Here is a 22,163-nt window from a genome sequence, read left to right as displayed (position 1 = left end):
TAACGGAAGCAGAAGGCACTATTTACTTGATATTGAAGCAACTAGAATTCTTACGGAACTGGGTGACACTATTGGACTGAAATTAATGATTGTAAACCTGAAAAGTAAAAATAAGCGTTGCCACTTCCGTTACAAATATAAGCAATACTGATATCACGATATAAGGGCTCTCATTTCTTTTAGAACAGCGGAAATCGCTTAGCTATCCCTCAATAACTATGTTACTCCACAATATGGCCCGTTTGCGGTACAATTTCATTTTAAACCTACACTTACTCGTTTTAACCTTCTAATTCAATAAATCTAGAACATCATAGTTGAAATACTCAATGTTTCTTAATTGGCTACTATTCTTGAATATCAAACCTAAATCACTTAATTCATTTAGCGCCTTTCTTGCAGTAGTGACCGCTACCTTGAAGTGCACGGATACTTGCATAGCTGTTGTGTTGGGTTCCCTGAAAGTATAAATAAAGACATCCTTTTGTAGTTGACGATCACACTTAGAGATACCCTCCTCAGCTAATTCTTCAGCTCTGTCTAGTAGTGCAGAGAGTTTATCTGCCATGCGATCACTAGCATGAATGAAGAAATTGATCCAGCTAATCCAATCCGGATGATTACCTCTAACACCATTCAATAAATGATAGTATCTCGCACGTTGCTTCTCTAATTCCTCACTCACAAAGAATATAGGGCTCGATACCAATTGGGTTTGAACCATGTATAGAGCTATTAATATCCTACCTAAGCGTCCATTACCATCAAGAAACGGATGAATCGACTCGAACTGAGCGTGTAAAATGGCTACTTTGAGTAAGGCTTGTGCATTTTCATCAATAGCAACTTCACTTTCTTTCAACTCGGGGGAAGGAAGCTTGTCACCATATGGATGTCTGTTCGCGTACAACTCCCAATTCTCCATATACTCTCCTATTTGATGGGCAGGTACAGGAATATATACAGCGTCTTCTATGCGATTTGTAGGACCGATGAAATTCTGAATCTTACGAAACTCTCCTTTAGATACGTTAGTACCTCTTGCTCCGTCCATTAATACAGCATGTAAATCCAGAATCAGTCTGGTTGAGATGGGATAACCATTGAGAATTCGTTCATGACCTATTCTTAAGGCATCCTGGTAATTCTGAACTTCTTTATGTTCTGATTTTGTATGCTGTTTATGTGCCTGTTCAACCATATCGGTAAAAGTAACTTGTGTCCCCTCGATCCTCGTAGATTGAACGGATTCCTTTAATGCCAATGTATTTATAAAATCTGTACGTAAAATAGATTTTTTGAATTTCTCATCTAAACGTCCTAATTTTTCAGTTACACCCGATAATTTCATCAACATATCATAGACATCTGCTTGTGGTACTACAGCTGGTAATTTCTTAATCCCTTTAACCGCTGCCATATGATCTCCTCCAATATATATTGCTTTATATACATGATATTACCACTTAGGGAGCGAAATATACAACAGGCGATCTTAAATACGTTATTTTACATATATAACATCAGAAATCTAAATTTACGAACTATAAAATAAGGCAGTCCATCAATAATAAATCGAAAAGGGTCAATTTCAAACAATGAGGTTAATATCATTAAGGAGTGTCTTTATACTATTGGAGGTGGTCACATTGAAAAAAATCATAGCCGTACTTTTACTCATCGTAACGACCACCGTGCTCGTTATGTTTACATTGAAACTCTCCAATAACACCATGAATAATAGTGTGGAATCTGAGGATAACTTCGCAGATTACACATTGATCTCCCATGCGATGGGGGGGATCTATAATCAACCGTATACGAACTCTTATGAAGCTTTCATTGCCAATTATGAGCAAGGCAACCGAGTATTTGAGGTTGACCTACTGTTATCAAAAGATGGACAAGTGGTGGCTCGACATGAATGGTCTCAAGATATGACTAAGACACTTCAACAGGAAGATAAGCTTCCAGAAGATCGACAGGCGGTTCAGTTAACATCGAAGGAATTTAAGGAAAGCCCCATTCTAGGGAAGTTAACACCACTGGATTGGGGAGATATTCTTAATCTCCTTGAAGATTATCCAGATATATATATTGTGACGGATACAAAGGTTGAAGATCAAGCCAAAATATTCAATCTAATGGTTAGCGAAGCAAGAGAGCGTAATCCGAATCTGTTAAATCGTATTGTTCCACAAATCTATAACCAGCAGATGTTGCCAATGGTGATGAGTACATATGACTTTCCCGTTATTATTTATACATTATATGCTTCAAAGGATACGGATGAAGAGGTGATTGATTTCGTTCAACGAAATCATATTGCTGCAGTGACGATGCCAGAGCATCGAGTGAAGACTAATTTTGTTAACAATCTCAATAATGCGGGTGTGTTGACTTATGTTCATACGATTAATGATGTAGCATTGATGAACAAGTATGAAAAGATGGGCATTGATGGATTCTATACCGATGATATCACTAGAATGGTATTGGATTCGAAGAACCAGAAAAGATGGTTTGTATTAGGGTCGAGATAAAGTATAGTGATAGCCTATTTAAATAACTGTATTCCCACAGATTATTCAGGAACGAGTATTGTTATATATAAAAAGGTACTCATTGCACAGTTGCAACTTGAAATAATTGTGGGTAAACGTATCTCAGAACGTCCTTATGGACGTTCTTTTTGTGTTATGACATGTTGTTATTGATTCCCTCGAAGAAACTTCTGAACTAACGCCTGGCTTATCACATTTATCGGATAGGTAGATCTTGCGTATTGCACAATTCATTAACAACGGAGCAAGAATGACACATGTTATTTATGTATGCGCTTTCGGTAAGCGTCACCAAAGCCCGCCCTTATGCGGTTTTTTCATGTTTTAATTGACATATTTACGAAGTGGACCTGAGTTAGCTATTGTATGTGTAAGCGCTGACAACATAAACAATAACTGAATCAGGAAGGAGTGATACTTTTTGAAGGATACAAGTACTACCTTATCGAACAAGGCCGCTATGGATGTGAAGGGGAAACGAAATGTCTGGAAGATGATGAGACAGAATTGGGAGTTGTATATTTTCATAGCACCTGCATTCTTATACTTCCTTATATTTAGTTACGGACCGATGTACGGTATACAAATTGCATTTAAGAACTTTATTCCTACTAAAGGTATTATGGGTAGCCCGTGGGTTGGATTCGATCATTTTGTTCGTTTCTTCAACTCCTACTACTTTTGGGATTTGCTTTGGAACACATTAAGTATTAGCCTATATGAATTGCTCGTTGGTTTTCCAATTCCGATCATACTAGCTTTAGCCTTTAATGAATTGAAGAATGGTGCATTCAAGAAGACGGTTCAGACCGTAACCTATGCTCCACACTTTATATCTGTCGTTGTAATGGGGGGGATGATCATCACCTTCTTAAGCCCAACAACAGGTATCGTTATCCATATTATTGAATGGCTTGGCTTCAACGCACCACAATTCTTAACAGACCCGAAATGGTTTAAGACGATGTATGTATTATCGGGCGTGTGGCAAAGTGCAGGTTGGGGTACCATCATTTACTTAGCAGCATTATCGGGTGTAGACCCACAACAGCATGAAGCAGCCATCATTGATGGAGCAACCCGTTTTCAACGTATTAAGCATATTAACATTCCAACCATTGTACCGACGATGACGATTCTATTGATTCTGACGGTTGGTAACCTACTGGGTGTTGGATTTGAGAAAATACTACTATTGCAGAACTCGCTGAACATTGGATCTTCAGACGTCATCTCGACATTTGTATATCGTTCAGGTCTAGTGGATGCACAATATAGTTTCTCTACAGCCATTGGACTGTTCAACTCAGTTATTAATGCAATACTATTGGTCACGGTTAACCAGTTTGTACGTCGTACGAATGAGAATAGTTTATGGTAAAGGGGGTGGGTTCTCATGGTTACAGCATCTAAGGATACTGGGCGAGACAAGGCTTTTGTAATATTTAACTATATCTATGTATTTATTGCTTTTGTTATTGTCGCCTATCCAGTTATTTATATGATCAGTGCTTCCATCAGTGATCCGAAGCTAGTTAGTTCGGGAGCGATGTGGTTATTTCCTAAAGGAATTACGTTCGATGGTTACCGCAGAGTATTTGAGAATGCGGATATATGGAGAGGATACGGGAACACCATTATCTATACGGTGGTAGGAACGTTGATTAACCTCATTGTGACACTACCTGCTGCATACGCATTGAGTCGTAAGGACTTCGTTGGACGTAATTTCTTCATGGGTATGTTCATGGTCACGATGTTCTTTGGTGGAGGTCTTGTACCTAGTTATCTACTGATTAAGAATCTTGGTATGATCGATACGATGTGGGCGCTAGTGATTCCTTCAGCGGCTTCGATCTGGAATATCATTGTATCTCGAACTTTTTTCCAATCCACGATACCAACTGAACTGCAAGAAGCGGCTCAGATCGATGGATGTACGAATATCCGTTTATTTTTCAAAATTGTCTTACCGCTCTCTATGCCCATCATTGCTGTTATGGGATTGTTCTACGGTGTAGGGAACTGGAACAGTTATTTCTCAGCACTTATATATCTGAATGATCAGGATAAATTCCCATTACAGTTAATATTGCGTCAGATTCTAGTTCTACAGGAAATGTCGGCACAACCAGGGGGTTCCATGGATGCAACAACAGCATTGGCCCTTAATAACAAGGCAGAAGTCGCTGCACTAGTGAAATACGCAGTCATCATCGTAGCTACGTTACCGATCATTGCCGTTTATCCATTCTTACAACGCTATTTTGTGCAAGGGGTCATGATTGGGTCCGTGAAGGGCTGATCTTATCCATATAATATGATGTAAAAGAAAAGGGGAGTATGTAATCATGAAAAAGATTCGTAAAGCATCGGCTATTCTGTTGAGTCTTACACTTTCGTTGTCCGTGTTATCGGCTTGTAGTTCCAATAATAATACAGCACCGGAAGCACAAGGTCCTTCCAAATCAGCTGAAGGTGTAGCCAAAGAAGGCTTCCCGATCGTTAGTGAACCACTTACATTGAAGATGATGTCACAGGATTTAGGTATTCAAGATTGGAACGAAATGCCTGTACTTCAAGAGATGGAAAAGTTAACAGGGATTAAGATGGAATATAACAACGCAACACCAGACAGTTTCTTAACGAAGAAGAATCTTGTATTTGCTAGTTCCGAGCTACCTGATATATTCTATGCTGCAGATCTTAAGCCTGCTGAACAAGTAACATACGGAACGCAAGGTGTATTAGTACCACTGGATGGTCTAATTGAAGATTACGCTCCTAACCTCAAGAAGATTCTCGACGAGAATCCAGATATTCGCAAGTCAATTACAACGCCAGATGGTCATATTTACGCATTGCCAAATATCGATTTATCTGCGGTCTGGTACCGTGGACCAATGTGGTATAACGGAGAGTTCCTTAAGAAGTTAGGTGTAGAAGAGCCTAAGACAACCGAAGAATTGTACACGTATCTGAAGCGAGTGAAGGAAGAGGATCCGAACGGTAACGGGAAGCAAGATGAGATTCCACTATCATCCGTTAAGCTTGACGATCTGCGCATGTACTTCTTCGGATTCTGGGGGTTGTATAGTGAGGACATCTATGTAGATAAGGAAGATGTGGTTCACTATCCATTTATGGAAGAAGGCTATAAAGGTTATCTTACATTCATGAATCGCTTATGGAATGAGAAGTTGCTAGATCACGAGACATTCTCTCAAACGAATGATCAGAAGAAAGCTAAGGGAGCGAACAAGCAACTTGCTTTGTTCAATGACTGGTTCCCAAGCTTCACCATGGGTGGAGAGCCTAACAGTGATCATCCAATGATGACGCTCGTGAAGAGTGAGATCGCTGATTCTCCTGTCTATGGTAAACACCCGGGTCTATCTACGAATGGTACCTATGCAATCACTAGTAGTAACCCTGCGCCAGAAGCATCCATGCGTTGGGCGGATCACCAATATAGTTACGATGGAGCATCGCTATTCGGTCAAGGACCTGAGAATGTCCTTTGGAAATACACGGACAAAGAAAATCGTGTGAAAGAATGGCTTCCCGTTCCAGGTGGTGTCGAGCGTGATGAGTTCCGTGGAACACTTACACCGAATAACGGTATCGTACCCCCAGGTATGAACAGATCTGATCTTTATAACGGATTGAAAAGTGATTTCGATTCATGGCTTGAAGAGCAAAATGAAGAGAAATTGATCCCGTTCGCCAAATCTCCATTTCCAAGTGTTTTTTTGACAAATGAAGAGCAATCCGAAGTGTCGGCTCTACGTTCTGATCTAGATACGTATGCTAAACAGATGGAAGCGAAATTCGTGACAGGTCAAGAACCTCTTACGAACTGGGACAAATATAAAGCACAAGTTGAAAAGATGGGCGGCAATCGTATAGTAGAGATTTATCAAGCTGCATATGATCGTTGGAACACGAAATAAAATAAAAAAAGAATGCTAACCCGCTCATGTTATTCATGATTGGGTTAGCATTCTAATTATAAATCGTCAGAATTGGGATTCGAATCCCTAAGTTTATTCTCAGAGTAAAGCTTACGGTATTGACCTGGTGTATGTCCTGTTTCCTTCTTGAATTTACGGATGAAGTTAGGTGCGTCGAGATAACCAGCACGTATAATAATGTCCTTCAATGGATCGCTGGTTGTTGTTAAATAGTGAATCACCAGTTCCAATCTCTTCTGCCAAATATATTGGATGAAGTTAATGTCCATCTTCTCTTTGAATGAACGACTAATATGTGAAGGAGAGATATCGAATTCGGATGATATGGATTCAAGACTAAGTGTATTATCCATATAATGTGTATCAATATAGCCAATGACTTGATCGATAATAGAATGCTCTTTATTCATCTGATCTCGCTCAACTTGAGCACAGATCAGTGAAGCCAGATTGAGATAGCTAAGTTCTAACTCATCTAAGGAGTTGAACAAGAGTTGTGGTGTCGTATCTAAGATGGTGTTATCAACACCAATCTCCGTCGCAGTCTTCAACATCGTGTTCAGAATATCAAAGTAGATGCAACGCATCAGTAATGGCGAGATATCCGCTGTGTATAGATTACGAATGGCTGGTCGAATCATTTGTTCTGCGACATCATAGCTACCTAGCTTCAGACTCTGGGATAGCTTCTGTAACACATTATCTGGTATCCAGAAAGAATGGTCTGGTTTATAAGATATTTGTTTGAAAAAGGTGATCGTATCCATTTCGATGGACGATCGTAAATCATAGGCCGAATAGGCTTCGATGAAAGACTGATTAAGTTGGTCAGGACTAGCATAGATGGTGCCAATCCCCATCGTTGGAACGACATGAGTATGGCTCACAATATAGTTACGAATGTACTCTACCACGAGCTGGAGATGTTCCGACTCTTCCGTGGTGTCATCCAAGTCGAAGCTCACAATAAGAGCCAATTGATCAGGTTGAGGTAACTCAACAAGATAGGCTTGTGCTTCAAGCTGAGGCATATCTAACCGAGATAGAAGATTTAATAACATCTCTCGGGCCTCTGGATCGTTGTGATCGGCATTCACATCCCTCCAACTGAACAATATGACGAAGTGATGTGTTCGATTGAATCGTAGATCGAATGTTTCTAAATGATCTGTGGATTGGCTTTGCAGGTTGCCATATTTCAATAGCATGAATAGAAAGTGATTTCTTGCATAGGGCTCTTGTATATCAACCTTGGACATGAAATCAAGTAGAGCGCTACGAATTCTTTCAAGTTCGTTGCCAGTTCCATTAGATTCATTCGTTAAGGTACCAAGGTTAGCATTTGAATTAGCGAATTCTGCTAGAAGGGATATGGGCTGATACTGAATACGTGCTAACAATATGGCTATGGCAACACCAACAAGTACGATAATGATGAATAACATGATAATGAAGCTACGAACATGCAATACACTACTGAAGAATTGCGAGCTAGGCATTAATGTCACATAAGTCCATCCATTCAACTCAGATGTAACAGATACGATAAAATGGGGCTTTCCATTAATATCCTGACTATGAATTCCTGGCGTTAGGCCCATGCCCAAGGTGGATTCTGCCTCTTCCTTTAATAGGGATTCATCCTGATGATTATTGGCTAGAATCTGACCGTTCTCGTCAAAGATGTAAGAAATCCCACTGTAATTACCGAGAATGGAATCAATCAATTCCGTGAGCTTAGCTTCCTCGATGAAATACATGACCGTTCCATGTGGGTTGGGATGGTTTGGTTTAATCGGTACAAGATAGGCCAATGTCGATTGTTGAAAGGCTTTGTAACTCATAGAATCAGCTGGACGCATCTTAGGGAATTGAACAGCATTCAGATCATGTGTGAGATCGTTCAGTGTCCAATTCTGGAAATTGTATCTATCCATGAATACTTCCAGATCAGACATTCCTTGGGAAGAGTAAATCTGATCATCATTGTGAAAATATAAGAATAGCTCATCAATGATCGAACTAGTTGCACCATATTGATCAAGTGCTTGTATGGCTTCTCTACTGAAATATGGATCATGAACTCGATAAGGAGTAAGTCTCTCATCGAAGGATACACGTGAAGCGATATCATTTAATTCTTTCATACGGTCATCAATAGTATTCTTCGTCTGCGTTAATTGATTGAGATGTGAACGTTGAATTTCATTCCTTAAGTTGCTAACTGCATTTTCATAGATAAATCCTGTTATGAGTATTAATGGGATGATCAATATGAATAAGTGAGACCAGAAGTATTTTAAGAACAATTTAGATTTGAAGTATTGCGGTTTCATCTATCGAGCCCCCTACATCATCTAGATAAATATGAAGCATCTATATGCATATATGATATCAAGAAAACCTATGAAATACGAGGAATGACCCTAAAGTAATTAATCATATGAATGATTGGAGGAAATGATGTGACACTTAGTGGCGTACCAGAACCAAATATAGCGTATGCTCCCAAACATTATATTTGCAGAAAAGCTACACAACCACTTCATCTGGATGGACGCATAGATAAGTCGTTCTGGGATGAAGCGGAATGGACCCAAGATTTCGTAGATATCGAAGGAGATCTCCGTCCGTTACCTACGAAGCGAACTCGTGTGAAGATGTTATGGGATGAAGATTACTTTTACTTTGCAGCTGAATTAATGGAAGAAGAAATATGGGCTACGTTGACGGAGCGGGATTCGATTATTTTCTATGATAATGATTTCGAGATTTTTATCGATCCTGATGGGGATTCACACCAATATTATGAGTTTGAGATCAATGCATTGAACACGGTATGGGATTTACTGTTGGTTAAGCCGTACCGAGATGGTGGACCTCCAGTGAATGGGTGGGATATTCAAGGGCTTAAGACAGCCGTATATATTGATGGAGAGTTAAATTGTCCTGGTGCTTCGAATAGAAAATGGAGTGTTGAGGTTGCAATGCCTTGGAGTAGCTTGCGAGAATGTGCCCATGAAGGTCGTCCACCGGTAACAGGTGAATTCTGGCGTGTGAACTTCTCCCGTGTCGATTGGCAGGTAGAGGTGAAAGAGGATGAATACCGTAAGGTACTGAATCCGCAGACAGGGAAGCCGTATCCTGAGAACAACTGGGTATGGTCACCAATGGGAATTATTAATATGCATTATCCAGAATTATGGGGGTATGTCGTGTTCTCGGATAAAGAAGGCCCGCAACACTTTGAACCTTCATTAGATGAGCGTCTGAAGTGGGAACTACGCAGACTGTATTATCGCGAGCGTAATTATTTCGAATCCCACGGCGAATTTACGACAGACTTGAAGATACTGATGGGCGAGGAAGAGTGGAGCTTCACGCCAACGATCGAGATGAATAGCCGAATGTTCTTGATATCAACGCCATCAACGGATGGTAATGCAACCTTATATATTAGAGAAGACGGTAAGTTGTGGAAGGAGTAATAACCAATGACTAATCAATCCTCGGTGTTCTCCATGGATGAGAGCACAATGGAACGTATAGAGCGTAAGTTCAGCGAGAAACGGTTAATTGCACAAGCGAGAGGGCTCCAATTGTTTAAGATATTTGAAGAGGAACTGACGCAAGAAGAGACATGGTCTCTTAAGTTCTTATATGCGTATATGCCTTTGAATGATATGGCTGATCATGACGGATCATTATTCTTAAGTCATGTTCGCCAGACCTTAGAAATCCGCAAGCGCATGCCATGGGGAGATCGTGTTCCGGACCATCTGTTTCTACATTTCATCCTGCCTTATCGGGTGAATACCGAGAATATCGAGGATTCTCGTGGAATCTTATTCGCTGCATTAGAGGATCGTACGAAGAACTTATCGATGGGGGATGCGATTCTAGAGACCAATTATTGGTGCCATGAGAAGGCAGCTTATATCGGAAGTGATTTCCGAACAATCTCACCACTAACATTGATAAAGAATGGTCGTGGTCGATGTGGTGAAGAATCAACCCTTGCCGTCGCAGCTTTACGAAGCATAGGCATTCCAGCAAGGCAATGTTATACCCCGCGTTGGGCACACTGCGATGATAACCACGCTTGGGTGGAAGCGTGGGCGGATGGCAAATGGGTATACATCGGAGCGTGTGAACCAGAGCCAAGATTCAATCAGGGCTGGTTCAGTCCACCTGCCCGTAGAGCGATGCTCATTAATACGCGTGTTCCTGCGAACTATCCAGGTCCTGAAGATATTACGCTGGCACATGAATGGTTCACGGAGATTAATCTACTCGATAATTATGCGCCAACACGCACGATTACAGTTCATGTGACAGACGAACATAGGCAATCCGTTACAGGTGCGAAGGTATATTTCGAATTGTACAATATGGCGGAATTATTCCCCATTGCTGTACTACCAACGAATACACATGGAGAAGTGTCCTTCAAGACAGGTCTAGGTGAGCTTATCGTTCGTGCGGTTGATGTAGACCGATGGGGTGAGGCGAAGATCACCGTGGAAGCTCAAGATCGTATCGAGATCATTATGAATCAGACACAACAGCCATTGGGGATGAAGGATTATGATCTGGTACCGCCACCTGAACGTGAAGGCGAGGCAATTGAACCGATCACCGAAGAAGAGTTAGAGCAACATCAACAACGTCTCGAAGAAGGTATCGCGATTCGTGGCGACCATGAGAAGACATTTGTGAATGAAGAGCAATCTGGTGAACTTGCTCGTAGACTGAATTTACCTTCTGAACGTGTATGGGATGTACTGAGTAAAGCACGAGGTAATAGTCACGAGATTACAGCGTTCCTAGAAGAGCGAAGTCTTGAATATGGCGAATGGCCATTACGTCTATTAGAAAGCATGAGTGAGAAGGATATGCTGGATACTTTGCGCGAGACGTTAGATGATCATTTGATGGGATCGCTTGCCTATGAGAATGAAGTTCCAATAGATATCTTTATTCCATATATTCTATGTCCCCGTGTTCAATATGAGAAGATTGAGCCGAACAAAGCATTCTTTCAAAAGGAATTCTCCGAGGTAGAACGGACTAGATACCGATCGAATCCAACGGAACTGGTACAATATCTGGTTGACAATTGGGAGATTAGAGATGACTTCTCTGAATTAAAAGGAAGAGGGACTGCAAAAGGAACCTTCCAGTTGAAGAAGGGCGATCACACGTCCATTGATGTTGCCTTTGTTGCGATCTGCCGAAGCTTGGGGATTCCTGCCAGACTACATCCTAGTGAGCAGAAGCCTCAATATATGAAGAATGGTCAATGGGAGAATGTAATAATAGGTAGAGATATCAATCAAGTTGTACGAGAGAGTGATCAAGGCACACTGCGCTATCTGCTAGATCCAGATGCTGCGAAGGATGCACCGGTAGCCGCCTATGCGGAGAACTTCACCATTGCTAGATTGGAGAATGGCATTTATACAACATTGCTCTATAAAGATCTTACATCGGATGTATATACAGAGGTATTCGAAGTTGAGCAGGGTTCTTACCGCATGATTACAGGTGTGCGATTGAAAGACGGGACAGCTCAGATTCGGTGTACTTATTTCACAATATATCCGGGGCAACAAACAGAAGTGACGCTGACATTCCGTAAAGTGGATGAAGAGATTCCAATGCTAGGCACCGTGGATCGCAATGGTATGTTCGTTTTGAATGATGGTACGCAAAGGACGTTAGGACAACTTATAGGTACAAATGGTGCGTTAATCGCTTGGATCGAACCGGAGCGGGAGCCGTCTAAGCATCTAATTCGCGAACTTCGTGAGCTTGCTGAACCGTTCTCGCAGATCAACGTCCCTATTATTCTTATCGTAGGAGATGACCAATGGACTGCATCATTTGATCCAACCACTTATGATGGTCTACCAGCTGGCTGCGTGTTCGTTCGAGACTCGGTGTATGACACGCTTCAAGGCATTGTGTCACAGCATGGTGAGAAGGAAGAAGGCTTCCCTCATGTCTACGTATTGGATGAACAAGATCGTATTCGATATACCGTGTCAGGTTATAAAGTTGGAAGCGGTAGAGAAGCGTTACAAGTCATCACCAGTGTTCAGCAATTATATAAATAGAAATAGGAGAGTGGGACTGATGAAGAATATTGTAGCTGGTTATGTAGTGGATGCTAAGCTTCCTGATCTAACGCAGGAGGACTTGAAGAAATTAACGCACTTGAACGTAGCATTCGGTCATGTTCATAATCATGAGATTCGTACGGATCACATGCAACATATGGAAGTCCTTCAACAGATCAAGCATGGACATCCTGAACTCAATATTATATTGTCCGTTGGAGGATGGAGCGCAGGAGGATTCTCAGAAGCGGCATCAACCGATTTTGGAAGGAACGCAATGGCGAACTCAGCACTTCGTGCATTGAATGAATATCCATTCGATGGCATCGATCTGGATTGGGAATATCCTTGTTATGGAGAAGCGGGAATAGGAGCTAGTCCTGACGACAAACAGAACTTTACGCTACTCTTAAGAAAGATGAGAGAGGCATTAGATCGTAAAGGGACGCAAGATGGACGACATTATTTACTTACCATCGCTGCGGGAGCGGATCAGTATTACGTTGACGGAACGGAGATGGATCAAGTCCAGCAATATTTAGATTTCATTCAGTTAATGACATACGATATGCGCGGAGGATTCCAGACGTTGACAGGGCACCATACGAATCTTCATACACCAACAGGTGACTTGTTCCGAATTAGCACAGAGGCGTCCGTGAATATTTTTATGCGGGCAGGTGTTCCTAGAGAGAAGATCGTGATCGGTGTGGCTTTCTATTCTCGTAAATGGCAACAAGTTCCTGACATCAATCATGGTCTTCATCAGATGGCTGGAACTACTGGAGGGTATGGACCAGACTACACAGAACTTGATGCGAATTACATTAACAAGAATGGGTATACCCGTCATTGGGATGATGAAGCGAAATCCCCTTATCTATTCGATGGAAGTACGTTTATCTCCTACGAGGACGAAGAGTCCATTCAACATAAGTGTAAATATGTACTGGACCATAGATTGGCTGGTGCGATGTTCTGGGAGTACGGTTGCGATGAGACACACCGTTTGTTAGATGCGATGTACAAAGGATTAAGTGAATAAGGATTTATCCGGATAACAAGGGAGTGGATGATAGCATGCAGACTTGGTTTGAAAACGCGAAATTAGGTATCTTTATTCACTATGGTATTTATGCTGTGAATGGGATTGCGGAATCATGGTCGTTCTTCAATGGACAAATCTCTCATGAGGATTATATGAAACAATTAGATGGCTTCACAGCCTCGAAGTTCGATGCGGACAAATGGGCTGATCTTATAGAGAAGTCTGGTGCCAAATACGCAATCCTTACATCCAAACATCATGATGGTGTAGCGCTATGGGATACGAAATACAGTGATTTGAATGTGGTGAAGAAGACACCTGTTAAGCGAGATATAGTACAAGAGTACGCAGATGCCATCACGAAAAAGGGGATTCATCTCGGATTGTACTACTCCCTGATCGACTGGTCGCATCCAGATTATCCAAGCGTCTATCAAGATGGTGTTGTTCCAGAGGACCTAAGTAAAGTTAATAAATTCTCGGAGCCTACAGACGGGATCCAAGATGAAGAGAAATGGAAACAATTCTTAAGCTTTAATAATCATCAATTAGAAGAATTATTAACGAATTATGGTAAGGTTGATCTCTTATGGTTCGATGGAGATTGGGAGAGAAGTGCAGCCCAGTGGAATCTACCTGAATTCAAACAATATCTTCAATCCTTTAATCCAGATATTATTATCAACTCCCGTCTACAAGGCCATGGCGATTACAAGACACCGGAGCAGGGTATTCCGATTACACGACCTGAGGGTCCATGGGAATTCTGTACAACGATCAATAGTTCTTGGGGGTATGTGCCAACAGATACCAAATACAAATCATTGGATCAGATCATCCGAATGTTCTGTGACTGCATCACCTTAGGTGGGAATATGTTGCTCAATATTGGTCCTAAGGAAGACGGTACGATAGATCCTAGACAAGAAGCGATTCTGCTAGGTCTTGGCGTGTGGATTGGAGCACATGAAGAAGCTGTATTTGGTACAGAAGAAGGCATTATGCCACGATACTTCTTAGGAGGTAGCACGATCTCAAGTGATAAGTTGACGCTGTATCTTTTCGTATATGATATTCCCAATGAGTCTGTATGTCTCAAAGGACTATGTAATAAGATCAATAAGATCACGGTACTGCATTCTGGCAAAGAACTGACGCATGACATTCATGGCGGTGTACCTTGGTTCAATATTCCGGGGACGACATGGATTAATATGACACCAGAAGATACACATAAGCATGTAACGGTTCTCAAGCTTGAGCTTGAAGGTGAGCTAGAAATGTATGGCGGCTCAGGTGCTGTAGTAACGCATAACTAACAAGCATCTAAGACGTTGCATACCCTAGTCTTCATCAGATTATTATTGTATAATTTCAAGCATCGACGAGATTTATGTTGCAGGAGGTATATATGATTATTGATCGATTGTCCAATGCGAAGCTATACACAGGCATCCATCCGCGAATGGCCATAGGTCTGAAATACTTAATGGAGACGGACTTCCATTCCCTCGTTCCAGGACATTATGAGATCGAAGGATCTAATGTATTTGCCATGGTAAAAGAATATGAGACGCTACCGCTGCATGAATGCCGCTTTGAGTCTCATCACAAGTACACAGATATTCAATATATGGTCACAGGCAAAGAGTGTATGGGCTATGCCAATATAGGGAATATGCATAGGGTAGAGGAAGACGAAGAACAGGATATTATGTTCTACGAAGGTACGGGAGATATATTCAAGCTACATGAAGGTGCATTCTGCATCGTTACACCTGAAGATGCCCATATGCCATTGCTTATGATGGATAAGCCTTTGAAGGTAAAGAAAGTAGTTGTGAAAGTATTATTAGAAGAAAAGAATTAGATTTGAACTGTAATCCGCGGTTGGACATGTAAGATAACGTGTCCAACCGCGGATTATTTATATTGTCGAAATCATACATATTTATATTGTCGAAATCATACATATTTATATTGCGTTCCTATTCAAGGCGAACAGATTGACACCACCCCTTCGCTAACTTAGACTAGATTCAGGGTATTAAGATGATCCGTGGAGGTATGGACGTTGAAGCAAATGATGAAATCTTGGAGACATGTATTTAAGTTAGATCCTGATCGCAAGCTCGATGCAGATAGTCTAGATGCAATATGTATGTCAGGTACGGATGCTATAATGGTTGGAGGATCATCTGGGGTGACTTATGAGAATACTGTAGATCTGATGTCGCGGATAAGACGTTATGAATTGCCATGTGTGCAAGAGGTATCCCATATGGAAGCTATTGTCCCAGGATTCGATCTGTATCTGATTCCCATGGTGCTTAATAGTTCCGATCCTGCTTGGATCGTAGGGCATCAGCAACAAGCGATTGATCGTTTTGGTTATTTGATTCCGTGGGATCTGCTCGTGAGCGAAGGTTATATTGTGCTCAATCCTGATTCGACGGTGGCGCAATTGACATTAGCGGATACCAATCTCGATCAATCCAGCATCGTCGCTTACGCCCAAGTGGCAGACAAGCTAATGTCCTTGCCGATCGTCTATTTAGAATACAGCGGCATGTTCGGAGACATGGATGTTGTGAGGGCTGTGCAACAGGAAATGACAGGAGCTCATCTCATATATGGCGGTGGCATAAAGGATATTCACACAGCCACACAAGCCGCAGCGGTAAGTGATACGATTGTGGTCGGCAATATTATTTATGACGATCTAGCGCTAGCATTACAGACGGTGAAGGCCGTGAACAAACCATCAATATAACTCACTCTCGAAAGGAGCATGCCCGCATGCAACCTATTGATATATTTGAAGCGATTAAGAAACTGAATCCACCGCAACAAAAGGCCGTTGAAGCGACAGACAAGCCCCTTTTAATCATGGCAGGTGCGGGGAGCGGGAAGACACGGGTGCTGACACACCGGATCGCCTATCTAATTTCCACTCGTAAAGCGCCACCTTGGGCGATTCTAGCGATAACCTTTACGAACAAAGCAGCACGTGAAATGCAAGACCGGGTATCAAAGCTTGTTGGAAGAGAAGGTCGAGACATTTGGGTATCTACCTTCCACTCCATGTGCGTGCGTATATTGCGTAAAGATATTGAGAGAATTGGATTCGGCTCGAGCTTTTCCATTCTGGATTCGACCGATCAACTATCCGTTATCCGCAATTGTATGAAGGAACTTAATATCGATACGAAGAAATTTGAACCTAAGGCCATTCAGGCTATTATTAGTGCTGCTAAGAATGAGCTGCTGTTACCTGATCAATTCGAACAGAAAGCAACGGATTATATGGAGGAACTTGCAGCCAAAATATATAAGATGTACCAAAGACGACTCAAGAACAATAACTCACTAGATTTCGATGACCTGATCATGAAGACCATTGAATTATTTAGAGAAGTACCGGAAGTTCTTGATTTCTACCAAAAGAAATTCCAATACATTCACGTTGATGAATATCAGGATACGAACCGCGCACAGTATATGGTATGTCGCATGTTAGCTGAGGGGCATCACCGTATTTGTGTTGTTGGCGATAGCGATCAATCTATCTACCGCTGGCGTGGAGCGGATATTACGAATATTCTTAATTTTGAAAAAGACTATCCTGAAGCGCAGACGATATACCTAGAGCAGAACTATCGATCCACATCGAATATTCTAGATGCTGCGAATGAAGTTATTAATCTGAATACAGGACGCAAACCAAAGAAGTTATGGACGGATCAAGGGGAAGGTGCCAAGATCAAAGTCTATCGTGCGAATTCGGAACATGATGAAGGATATTTCGTTGCCTCAGAGATTACTAAGAATGTGAAATCCGGCCAATCCTATCAGAATCATGCCATTCTATATCGTACGAATGCTCAGTCCCGTGTGATAGAGGAAATACTGATCAAATCAGATATCCCATATCAGATTGTAGGCGGCATCAAGTTCTATGATCGCAAAGAAATCAAAGACTTACTCGGATATTTGAAATTATTATCCAATCCCGATGATGATATCAGTTTGACGAGAATTATTAATGTGCCAAAGAGAGCCATTGGTGACACAACGGTTGCGAAGTTAGCGGCGGCAGCCTCGGAGCGGGGGAGCTCTATTTTCCGAGTGTTGCAATTCGTAGATGATCTTGGATTCGCGGGACGAACTCGTGATGCACTTGTTAACTTCTATGATATGATCGCGTACTTACATCGGATGGTGGAAGAGTCTTCTGTGACCGAGTTAACGGAGAAAATTCTAGAAATGTCCCTGTACCGTGAGGAATTGGACAAGGAGAAAACGCTTGAATCACGTTCTCGTCTAGAGAATATTGAGGAGTTCTTGTCTGTAACGATGGAATTCGAGAAGAATAATGAAGAGAGATCTTTGGTCGCCTTTCTAACGGATCTAGCGCTAATTGCAGACATTGATACGATGAATGACGATCCAGAGGAAGAGAAGGATGTTAACACGGTTACGCTCATGACGATGCATAGCGCTAAGGGTCTGGAGTATCCAGTGGTATTCATTGTAGGAATGGAAGAGGGCGTGTTCCCACACAGCCGTGCATTTAGTGATAATGAAGAATTGGAAGAAGAGCGTCGTCTGGCCTATGTTGGTATTACACGTGCGGAGAAGCAATTATTCCTGTCTTGTGCACAGATACGAACGTTGTTCGGACGAACGACGGCGAATCAGCCTTCTCGATTCCTAGATGAGATTCCAGATGAGTTAAAAGAAGATACAGTCATGGCTCGTGATCGCTATCAGCGTGGTGGTAGCAGTGGTGGTGCTTATGGTGGGCGTAGCGGAGGAAGTAACTTCGGTCGATCAACGTCGTCCAACTCATCTCTTAGTGGATCTACCGCCAAAGCTGAGAATCGTGTAACGGTAACAACATCCATGAAAGCTAATGCAGAAGCGGGTACTTCATCCGATCTGTCCTTGCTAAAAGCAGGCGAGAAAGTATCCCATGGCAAATGGGGAATTGGAACGGTTGTCGCTGTGAAGGGCACAGGGAATGACACGGAACTACAGATTGCTTTTCCAGCACCTGTGGGTGTCAAACGGTTACTAGCAGGATTCGCACCCATTACCAAAGTCGAGGGATAGACATAATATAAATTGCACTTTGATCTTGTCATGACGAAGTATATATTGAAGGGGAGATACGCTGTTATGGATTCGCTTCAACCTATGGATCTGCTCGTAGCCGAGATTAACCAGCATAATTATCATTATTACACGATGGACACACCTCTCATAAGTGACAAGGAATATGATGCTTTATATGATCAGTTGGTTCAACTTGAGAAGGATACAGGTATCACACATCCGGATTCACCAACGCAAAGAGTCGGTGCGCAATTACTTGAAGGGTTCGCCCCACATCGCCATTTGGCTTCGCTCTGGAGTCTGGATAAGGCGCAGAATATCGAGCAACTTCGCAATTGGCATAATCGAGCTATGAAGCTAGTAACTGAATATAACAAGAATCATCCCGATGATGCATTACCGGAGTTGTGTTACGCCGTGGAGCTGAAGTTCGATGGATTAACGCTCAATTTGACGTATACGAATGGCAAGTTAGTACAGGCAGCGACTAGAGGGAATGGAGTAACGGGTGAAGGAATTCTTGCACAAGTGAAGACAATCAAGTCCGTTCCTCTGACGATTCCTTACACAGAAGGTACGATTGAAGTGCAAGGGGAAGGCATAATGAATCTATCCGTCTTGAGTCAATATAACTTGCAAGCGGCTGAGCCACTGAAGAATGCGCGTAATGCAGCAGCAGGTGCGCTTCGGAACTTGAATCCTATGGCAACAGCGCAACGTCGGCTAAGTGCTTTCTTCTATAATATAGGTTATAGCGATGCTATTGAATTTAAGGATCATCGAGAAATGATGGGTTTCCTAAAAGATAATCAATTCAAAGTGAATCCGTTTATCGCTTATTTCGATGATTTTGATGATGTCACACAGGAGTTAGCGAGAATAGTGGAACGCCGTTCTTCTCTTGATTACCTGATTGATGGGGCCGTCATTAAAATTGTAGATATGCGCACAAGAGAAGTATTAGGATACACGGATAAGTTCCCACGTTGGGCTGTAGCCTATAAGTTCGAAGCGGAAGAGACGACGACAATATTGGAATCAGTGTCATGGGAAGTCGGTCGTACGGGTAAAATAACACCTGTCGCGCGGGTAGAAGCGGTTGAGCTTGCTGGAGTTACGGTTCAGAACTGTACGTTGAACAATATCGGCGATATTGAACGGAAGAACTTGAAGTATGCTTTAGGGGCTAGAGTATTTATTCGTCGATCAAATGATGTCATCCCTGAGATCCTTGGTAAAGTGACCGAAGAGAATGACGGAGAAGAGATCGTGTTCCCTACCTATTGCCCATCCTGTGAGTTCCCTCTAGAGCAAAAAGGTGCACATCTCTTCTGTAACAATCGTCTCAACTGTAAACCACAGTTGATTGGCCGTATCACTCATTTCGCATCTCGCGATGCAATGGATATTGATACATTCAGTGTAATGACAGCAGAACTACTATATAGTGAGCTTGGTGTGCGGGAGCCGGCTGATCTGTACACGTTAGCATATGAGGATTTAGTGAACCTAGAGCGTTTTGGGGACAAGAAGGCGAATAATCTTTTGCAAGCGTTGGAGAAGAGCAAAGGGCGTGATCTTGCGTCATTCCTATTCGCCTTAGGTATTCCGAACACGGGTAAAGCCACGACACGAATGTTAGCAGAACATTACAGAGATCTAACGCTTGTCATGGATGCAACCGTAGACCAGCTAGTGATTCTGCCTGATGTTGGGGCAATCGTCGCTGAGAGTATCGTGAACTTCTTCGCCGATCCACGTATGCGAGGGGGCATTGATCGGATGTTGGCATTAGGTGTACAAGCGAAAGCGCCTGAACAAGTGCAAGTCGTAATTACAGACTCCTTCTTTAATGGGAAGACAGTTGTCTTGACAGGCACGCTCCATAAGTTGACTCGTGATGAAGCCGCAGAACGGTTGGAGGCGCTAGGTGCTAAAGTAACAGGAAGTGTGTCTACCAAGACCCACCTTGTCGTTGCAGGCGAGAAAGCAGGCAGTAAACTTGCTAAAGCTCAGAACCTTGGCATTCAAGTTATTGAAGACGAAGATGAATTTATCCGATTGCTTGGATTAGATGAATAAAACATTCTAACTTCTACTCTAACAAGTGGGGAAGGGTCTGGACCTTGGTCTAGGTCCTTTTTTGGTTAAGGATAGGGAGTGTCCACATTGAATCACCGCTAGCACTATGAGACGCGCTAGAAGTAAAGTAGCGACATGAGACACAAGTGGCAATAGTTCTGGTGACTCCGGTGAGGCTAGCTAATAGGCGCAACAGTAATAACAGCATGAGACAGAGCAGAAGTATCGCCATGAGACATACTAGAAGTAGCAGAAGTAAGCAGCATCACATCAATAGAGTTAGATGGTTCAGCAAACCGAGAGTGAAGAATTAAAAGGTCCATTAGAACGGGTAGTAACCTACAATACTACCCGCACCAATCGCACCAGCACCAGCCCCAACACCAGCCCCAACACCAGCAACAGCAACAGCACCAGCACCAGCCCCAACACCAGCCCCAACACCAGCCCCAACACCAGCCCCCACCCGTACCCGCACCCGCACCCGCACCCGCACCCGCACCCGCACCCGCACCCGCACCCGCACCTCTTGGATAGTTGCATAAAGGTCACTTATATCTGCTGAAATAGGTAGATTAGCGGAAATAGTTGCAGAAAGAACATCTAATAAGTAGCAAAAGCAATGAAACTGGCATTCACCACTAATCTAGATGTACTATTTGCAACTAAAAAAGATAGTAGAAGTATGCGAATAAGAATAGATGTAGTTTGTGCAACTAAAGGATGATCGTATGTAATAGAATGGAGCTACTTGATAACCTTCTTGTAATGAAAGAGGATTTAATTCAACTTAGATTGAGTATGTTGGAAAAGCAACTAACTTATAACTGCAAAAGAAATTGTGAAAAAAACTTGCATCTTGTCGAATGGCATGATATATTATCACCTGTCGCTTCAAGTAATTGATTAACCAATCAACTTAGCATTAAACAAAAGAAGATTAAAAAAGAGTTGACATTGATAGTGATAACATGATAAACTAATGTTCTGCCGCAAACGACATTGTTTGACAGCAAACATTAATAAGTTCCTTGAAAACTGAACAAATGGATGATGTGAAATTTTTAAAAAGAACATTTATGTTCTTGTCAGTTTGTTTCAAAATGAGCGAATCGCTCTTTTCATTATTCGTCATATTATTATCCGCTCCGCAAGGAGATGGACCAATAATATGACGGTCGATCAAATTTTGTTTGATCTTTATTGGAGAGTTTGATCCTGGCTCAGGACGAACGCTGGCGGCGTGCCTAATACA

Annotated in this window: 16 protein-coding genes; 12 read left to right on the top strand and 4 right to left on the bottom strand. The window is 42.2% G+C overall.

Translation table 11 applies throughout. The features are described 5' to 3' along the window. Positions 1 to 289 precede the first annotated feature (289 nt). Positions 290 to 1,420: a Fic family protein gene (locus tag ACH8E3_RS04670; RefSeq protein ID WP_458631449.1), complete on the bottom strand. Its 1,131-nt coding sequence runs from the start codon at positions 1,418 to 1,420 to the stop codon at positions 290 to 292. 229 nt (positions 1,421 to 1,649) lie between these two features. Between ACH8E3_RS04670 and ACH8E3_RS04665 the strand changes: the two genes are divergently transcribed. From ACH8E3_RS04665 to ACH8E3_RS04650, 4 genes are all read left to right on the top strand, one after another. Beyond that, positions 1,650 to 2,543: a phosphatidylinositol-specific phospholipase C/glycerophosphodiester phosphodiesterase family protein gene (locus ACH8E3_RS04665; protein ID WP_458631448.1), complete on the top strand. Its 894-nt coding sequence runs from the start codon at positions 1,650 to 1,652 to the stop codon at positions 2,541 to 2,543. A 481-nt stretch (positions 2,544 to 3,024) separates the two neighbouring features. Beyond that, complete coding sequence (locus tag ACH8E3_RS04660) at positions 3,025 to 3,945, top strand: ABC transporter permease (protein ID WP_458631591.1); 921 nt, start codon at positions 3,025 to 3,027, stop codon at positions 3,943 to 3,945. A 15-nt stretch (positions 3,946 to 3,960) separates the two neighbouring features. Beyond that, entirely contained in the window at positions 3,961 to 4,869 is a 909-nt protein-coding gene (locus ACH8E3_RS04655; protein ID WP_458631447.1) for a carbohydrate ABC transporter permease, read from the top strand. Positions 4,870 to 4,915: 46 nt separating this feature from the next. Beyond that, the gene (locus tag ACH8E3_RS04650; RefSeq protein WP_458631446.1) at positions 4,916 to 6,517 is read left to right on the top strand and encodes a type 2 periplasmic-binding domain-containing protein; all 1,602 of its coding nucleotides are present in this window, start codon (positions 4,916 to 4,918) and stop codon (positions 6,515 to 6,517) included. Between the two features lie 56 nt (positions 6,518 to 6,573). Here ACH8E3_RS04650 and ACH8E3_RS04645 read toward each other — a convergent pair whose 3' ends face one another. Beyond that, a complete protein-coding gene (locus ACH8E3_RS04645) occupies positions 6,574 to 8,874 on the bottom strand; it encodes a helix-turn-helix domain-containing protein (protein WP_458631445.1) in 2,301 nt (766 codons plus the stop codon). A 129-nt stretch (positions 8,875 to 9,003) separates the two neighbouring features. Between ACH8E3_RS04645 and ACH8E3_RS04640 the strand changes: the two genes are divergently transcribed. From ACH8E3_RS04640 to ligA, 8 genes are all read left to right on the top strand, one after another. Continuing rightward, complete coding sequence (locus ACH8E3_RS04640; RefSeq protein WP_458631444.1) at positions 9,004 to 10,026, top strand: carbohydrate-binding family 9-like protein; 1,023 nt, start codon at positions 9,004 to 9,006, stop codon at positions 10,024 to 10,026. Between the two features lie 6 nt (positions 10,027 to 10,032). Continuing rightward, positions 10,033 to 12,657, top strand: coding sequence for a transglutaminase-like domain-containing protein (locus ACH8E3_RS04635; RefSeq protein WP_458631443.1), 2,625 nt, complete (start codon positions 10,033 to 10,035; stop codon positions 12,655 to 12,657). Between the two features lie 19 nt (positions 12,658 to 12,676). Further along, positions 12,677 to 13,705, top strand: a complete 1,029-nt coding sequence (locus ACH8E3_RS04630; protein WP_458631442.1) for a glycoside hydrolase family 18 protein — start codon at positions 12,677 to 12,679, stop codon at positions 13,703 to 13,705. A gap of 35 nt (positions 13,706 to 13,740) precedes the next feature. Further along, positions 13,741 to 15,027 (top strand): alpha-L-fucosidase, encoded by a 1,287-nt coding sequence (locus ACH8E3_RS04625; protein WP_458631441.1) that lies wholly within the window; start codon positions 13,741 to 13,743, stop codon positions 15,025 to 15,027. 92 nt (positions 15,028 to 15,119) lie between these two features. Further along, the gene (locus tag ACH8E3_RS04620) at positions 15,120 to 15,578 is read left to right on the top strand and encodes a YhcH/YjgK/YiaL family protein (protein ID WP_458631440.1); all 459 of its coding nucleotides are present in this window, start codon (positions 15,120 to 15,122) and stop codon (positions 15,576 to 15,578) included. Between the two features lie 213 nt (positions 15,579 to 15,791). After that, positions 15,792 to 16,481: a heptaprenylglyceryl phosphate synthase gene (pcrB, locus tag ACH8E3_RS04615; protein WP_458631590.1), complete on the top strand. Its 690-nt coding sequence runs from the start codon at positions 15,792 to 15,794 to the stop codon at positions 16,479 to 16,481. Between the two features lie 26 nt (positions 16,482 to 16,507). Next, on the top strand, positions 16,508 to 18,823 hold the full coding sequence (gene pcrA, locus ACH8E3_RS04610; protein WP_458631439.1) for a DNA helicase PcrA: 2,316 nt from the start codon (positions 16,508 to 16,510) through the stop codon (positions 18,821 to 18,823). Between the two features lie 66 nt (positions 18,824 to 18,889). Further along, entirely contained in the window at positions 18,890 to 20,908 is a 2,019-nt protein-coding gene (gene ligA / locus ACH8E3_RS04605) for an NAD-dependent DNA ligase LigA (protein ID WP_458631438.1), read from the top strand. Between the two features lie 322 nt (positions 20,909 to 21,230). Here ligA and ACH8E3_RS04600 read toward each other — a convergent pair whose 3' ends face one another. Continuing rightward, positions 21,231 to 21,386: a hypothetical protein gene (locus tag ACH8E3_RS04600; protein ID WP_458631437.1), complete on the bottom strand. Its 156-nt coding sequence runs from the start codon at positions 21,384 to 21,386 to the stop codon at positions 21,231 to 21,233. A 501-nt stretch (positions 21,387 to 21,887) separates the two neighbouring features. Continuing rightward, a partial coding sequence (locus ACH8E3_RS04595; RefSeq protein ID WP_458631436.1) for a hypothetical protein occupies positions 21,888 to 22,163 on the bottom strand: 276 nt, incomplete at its 5' end.

It is taken from the genome of Paenibacillus sp. CMAA1364 (assembly GCF_054373195.1).
Note: the sequence above shows the minus strand (reverse complement) of the source record. Positions and strands in the feature narration are given on the sequence as shown.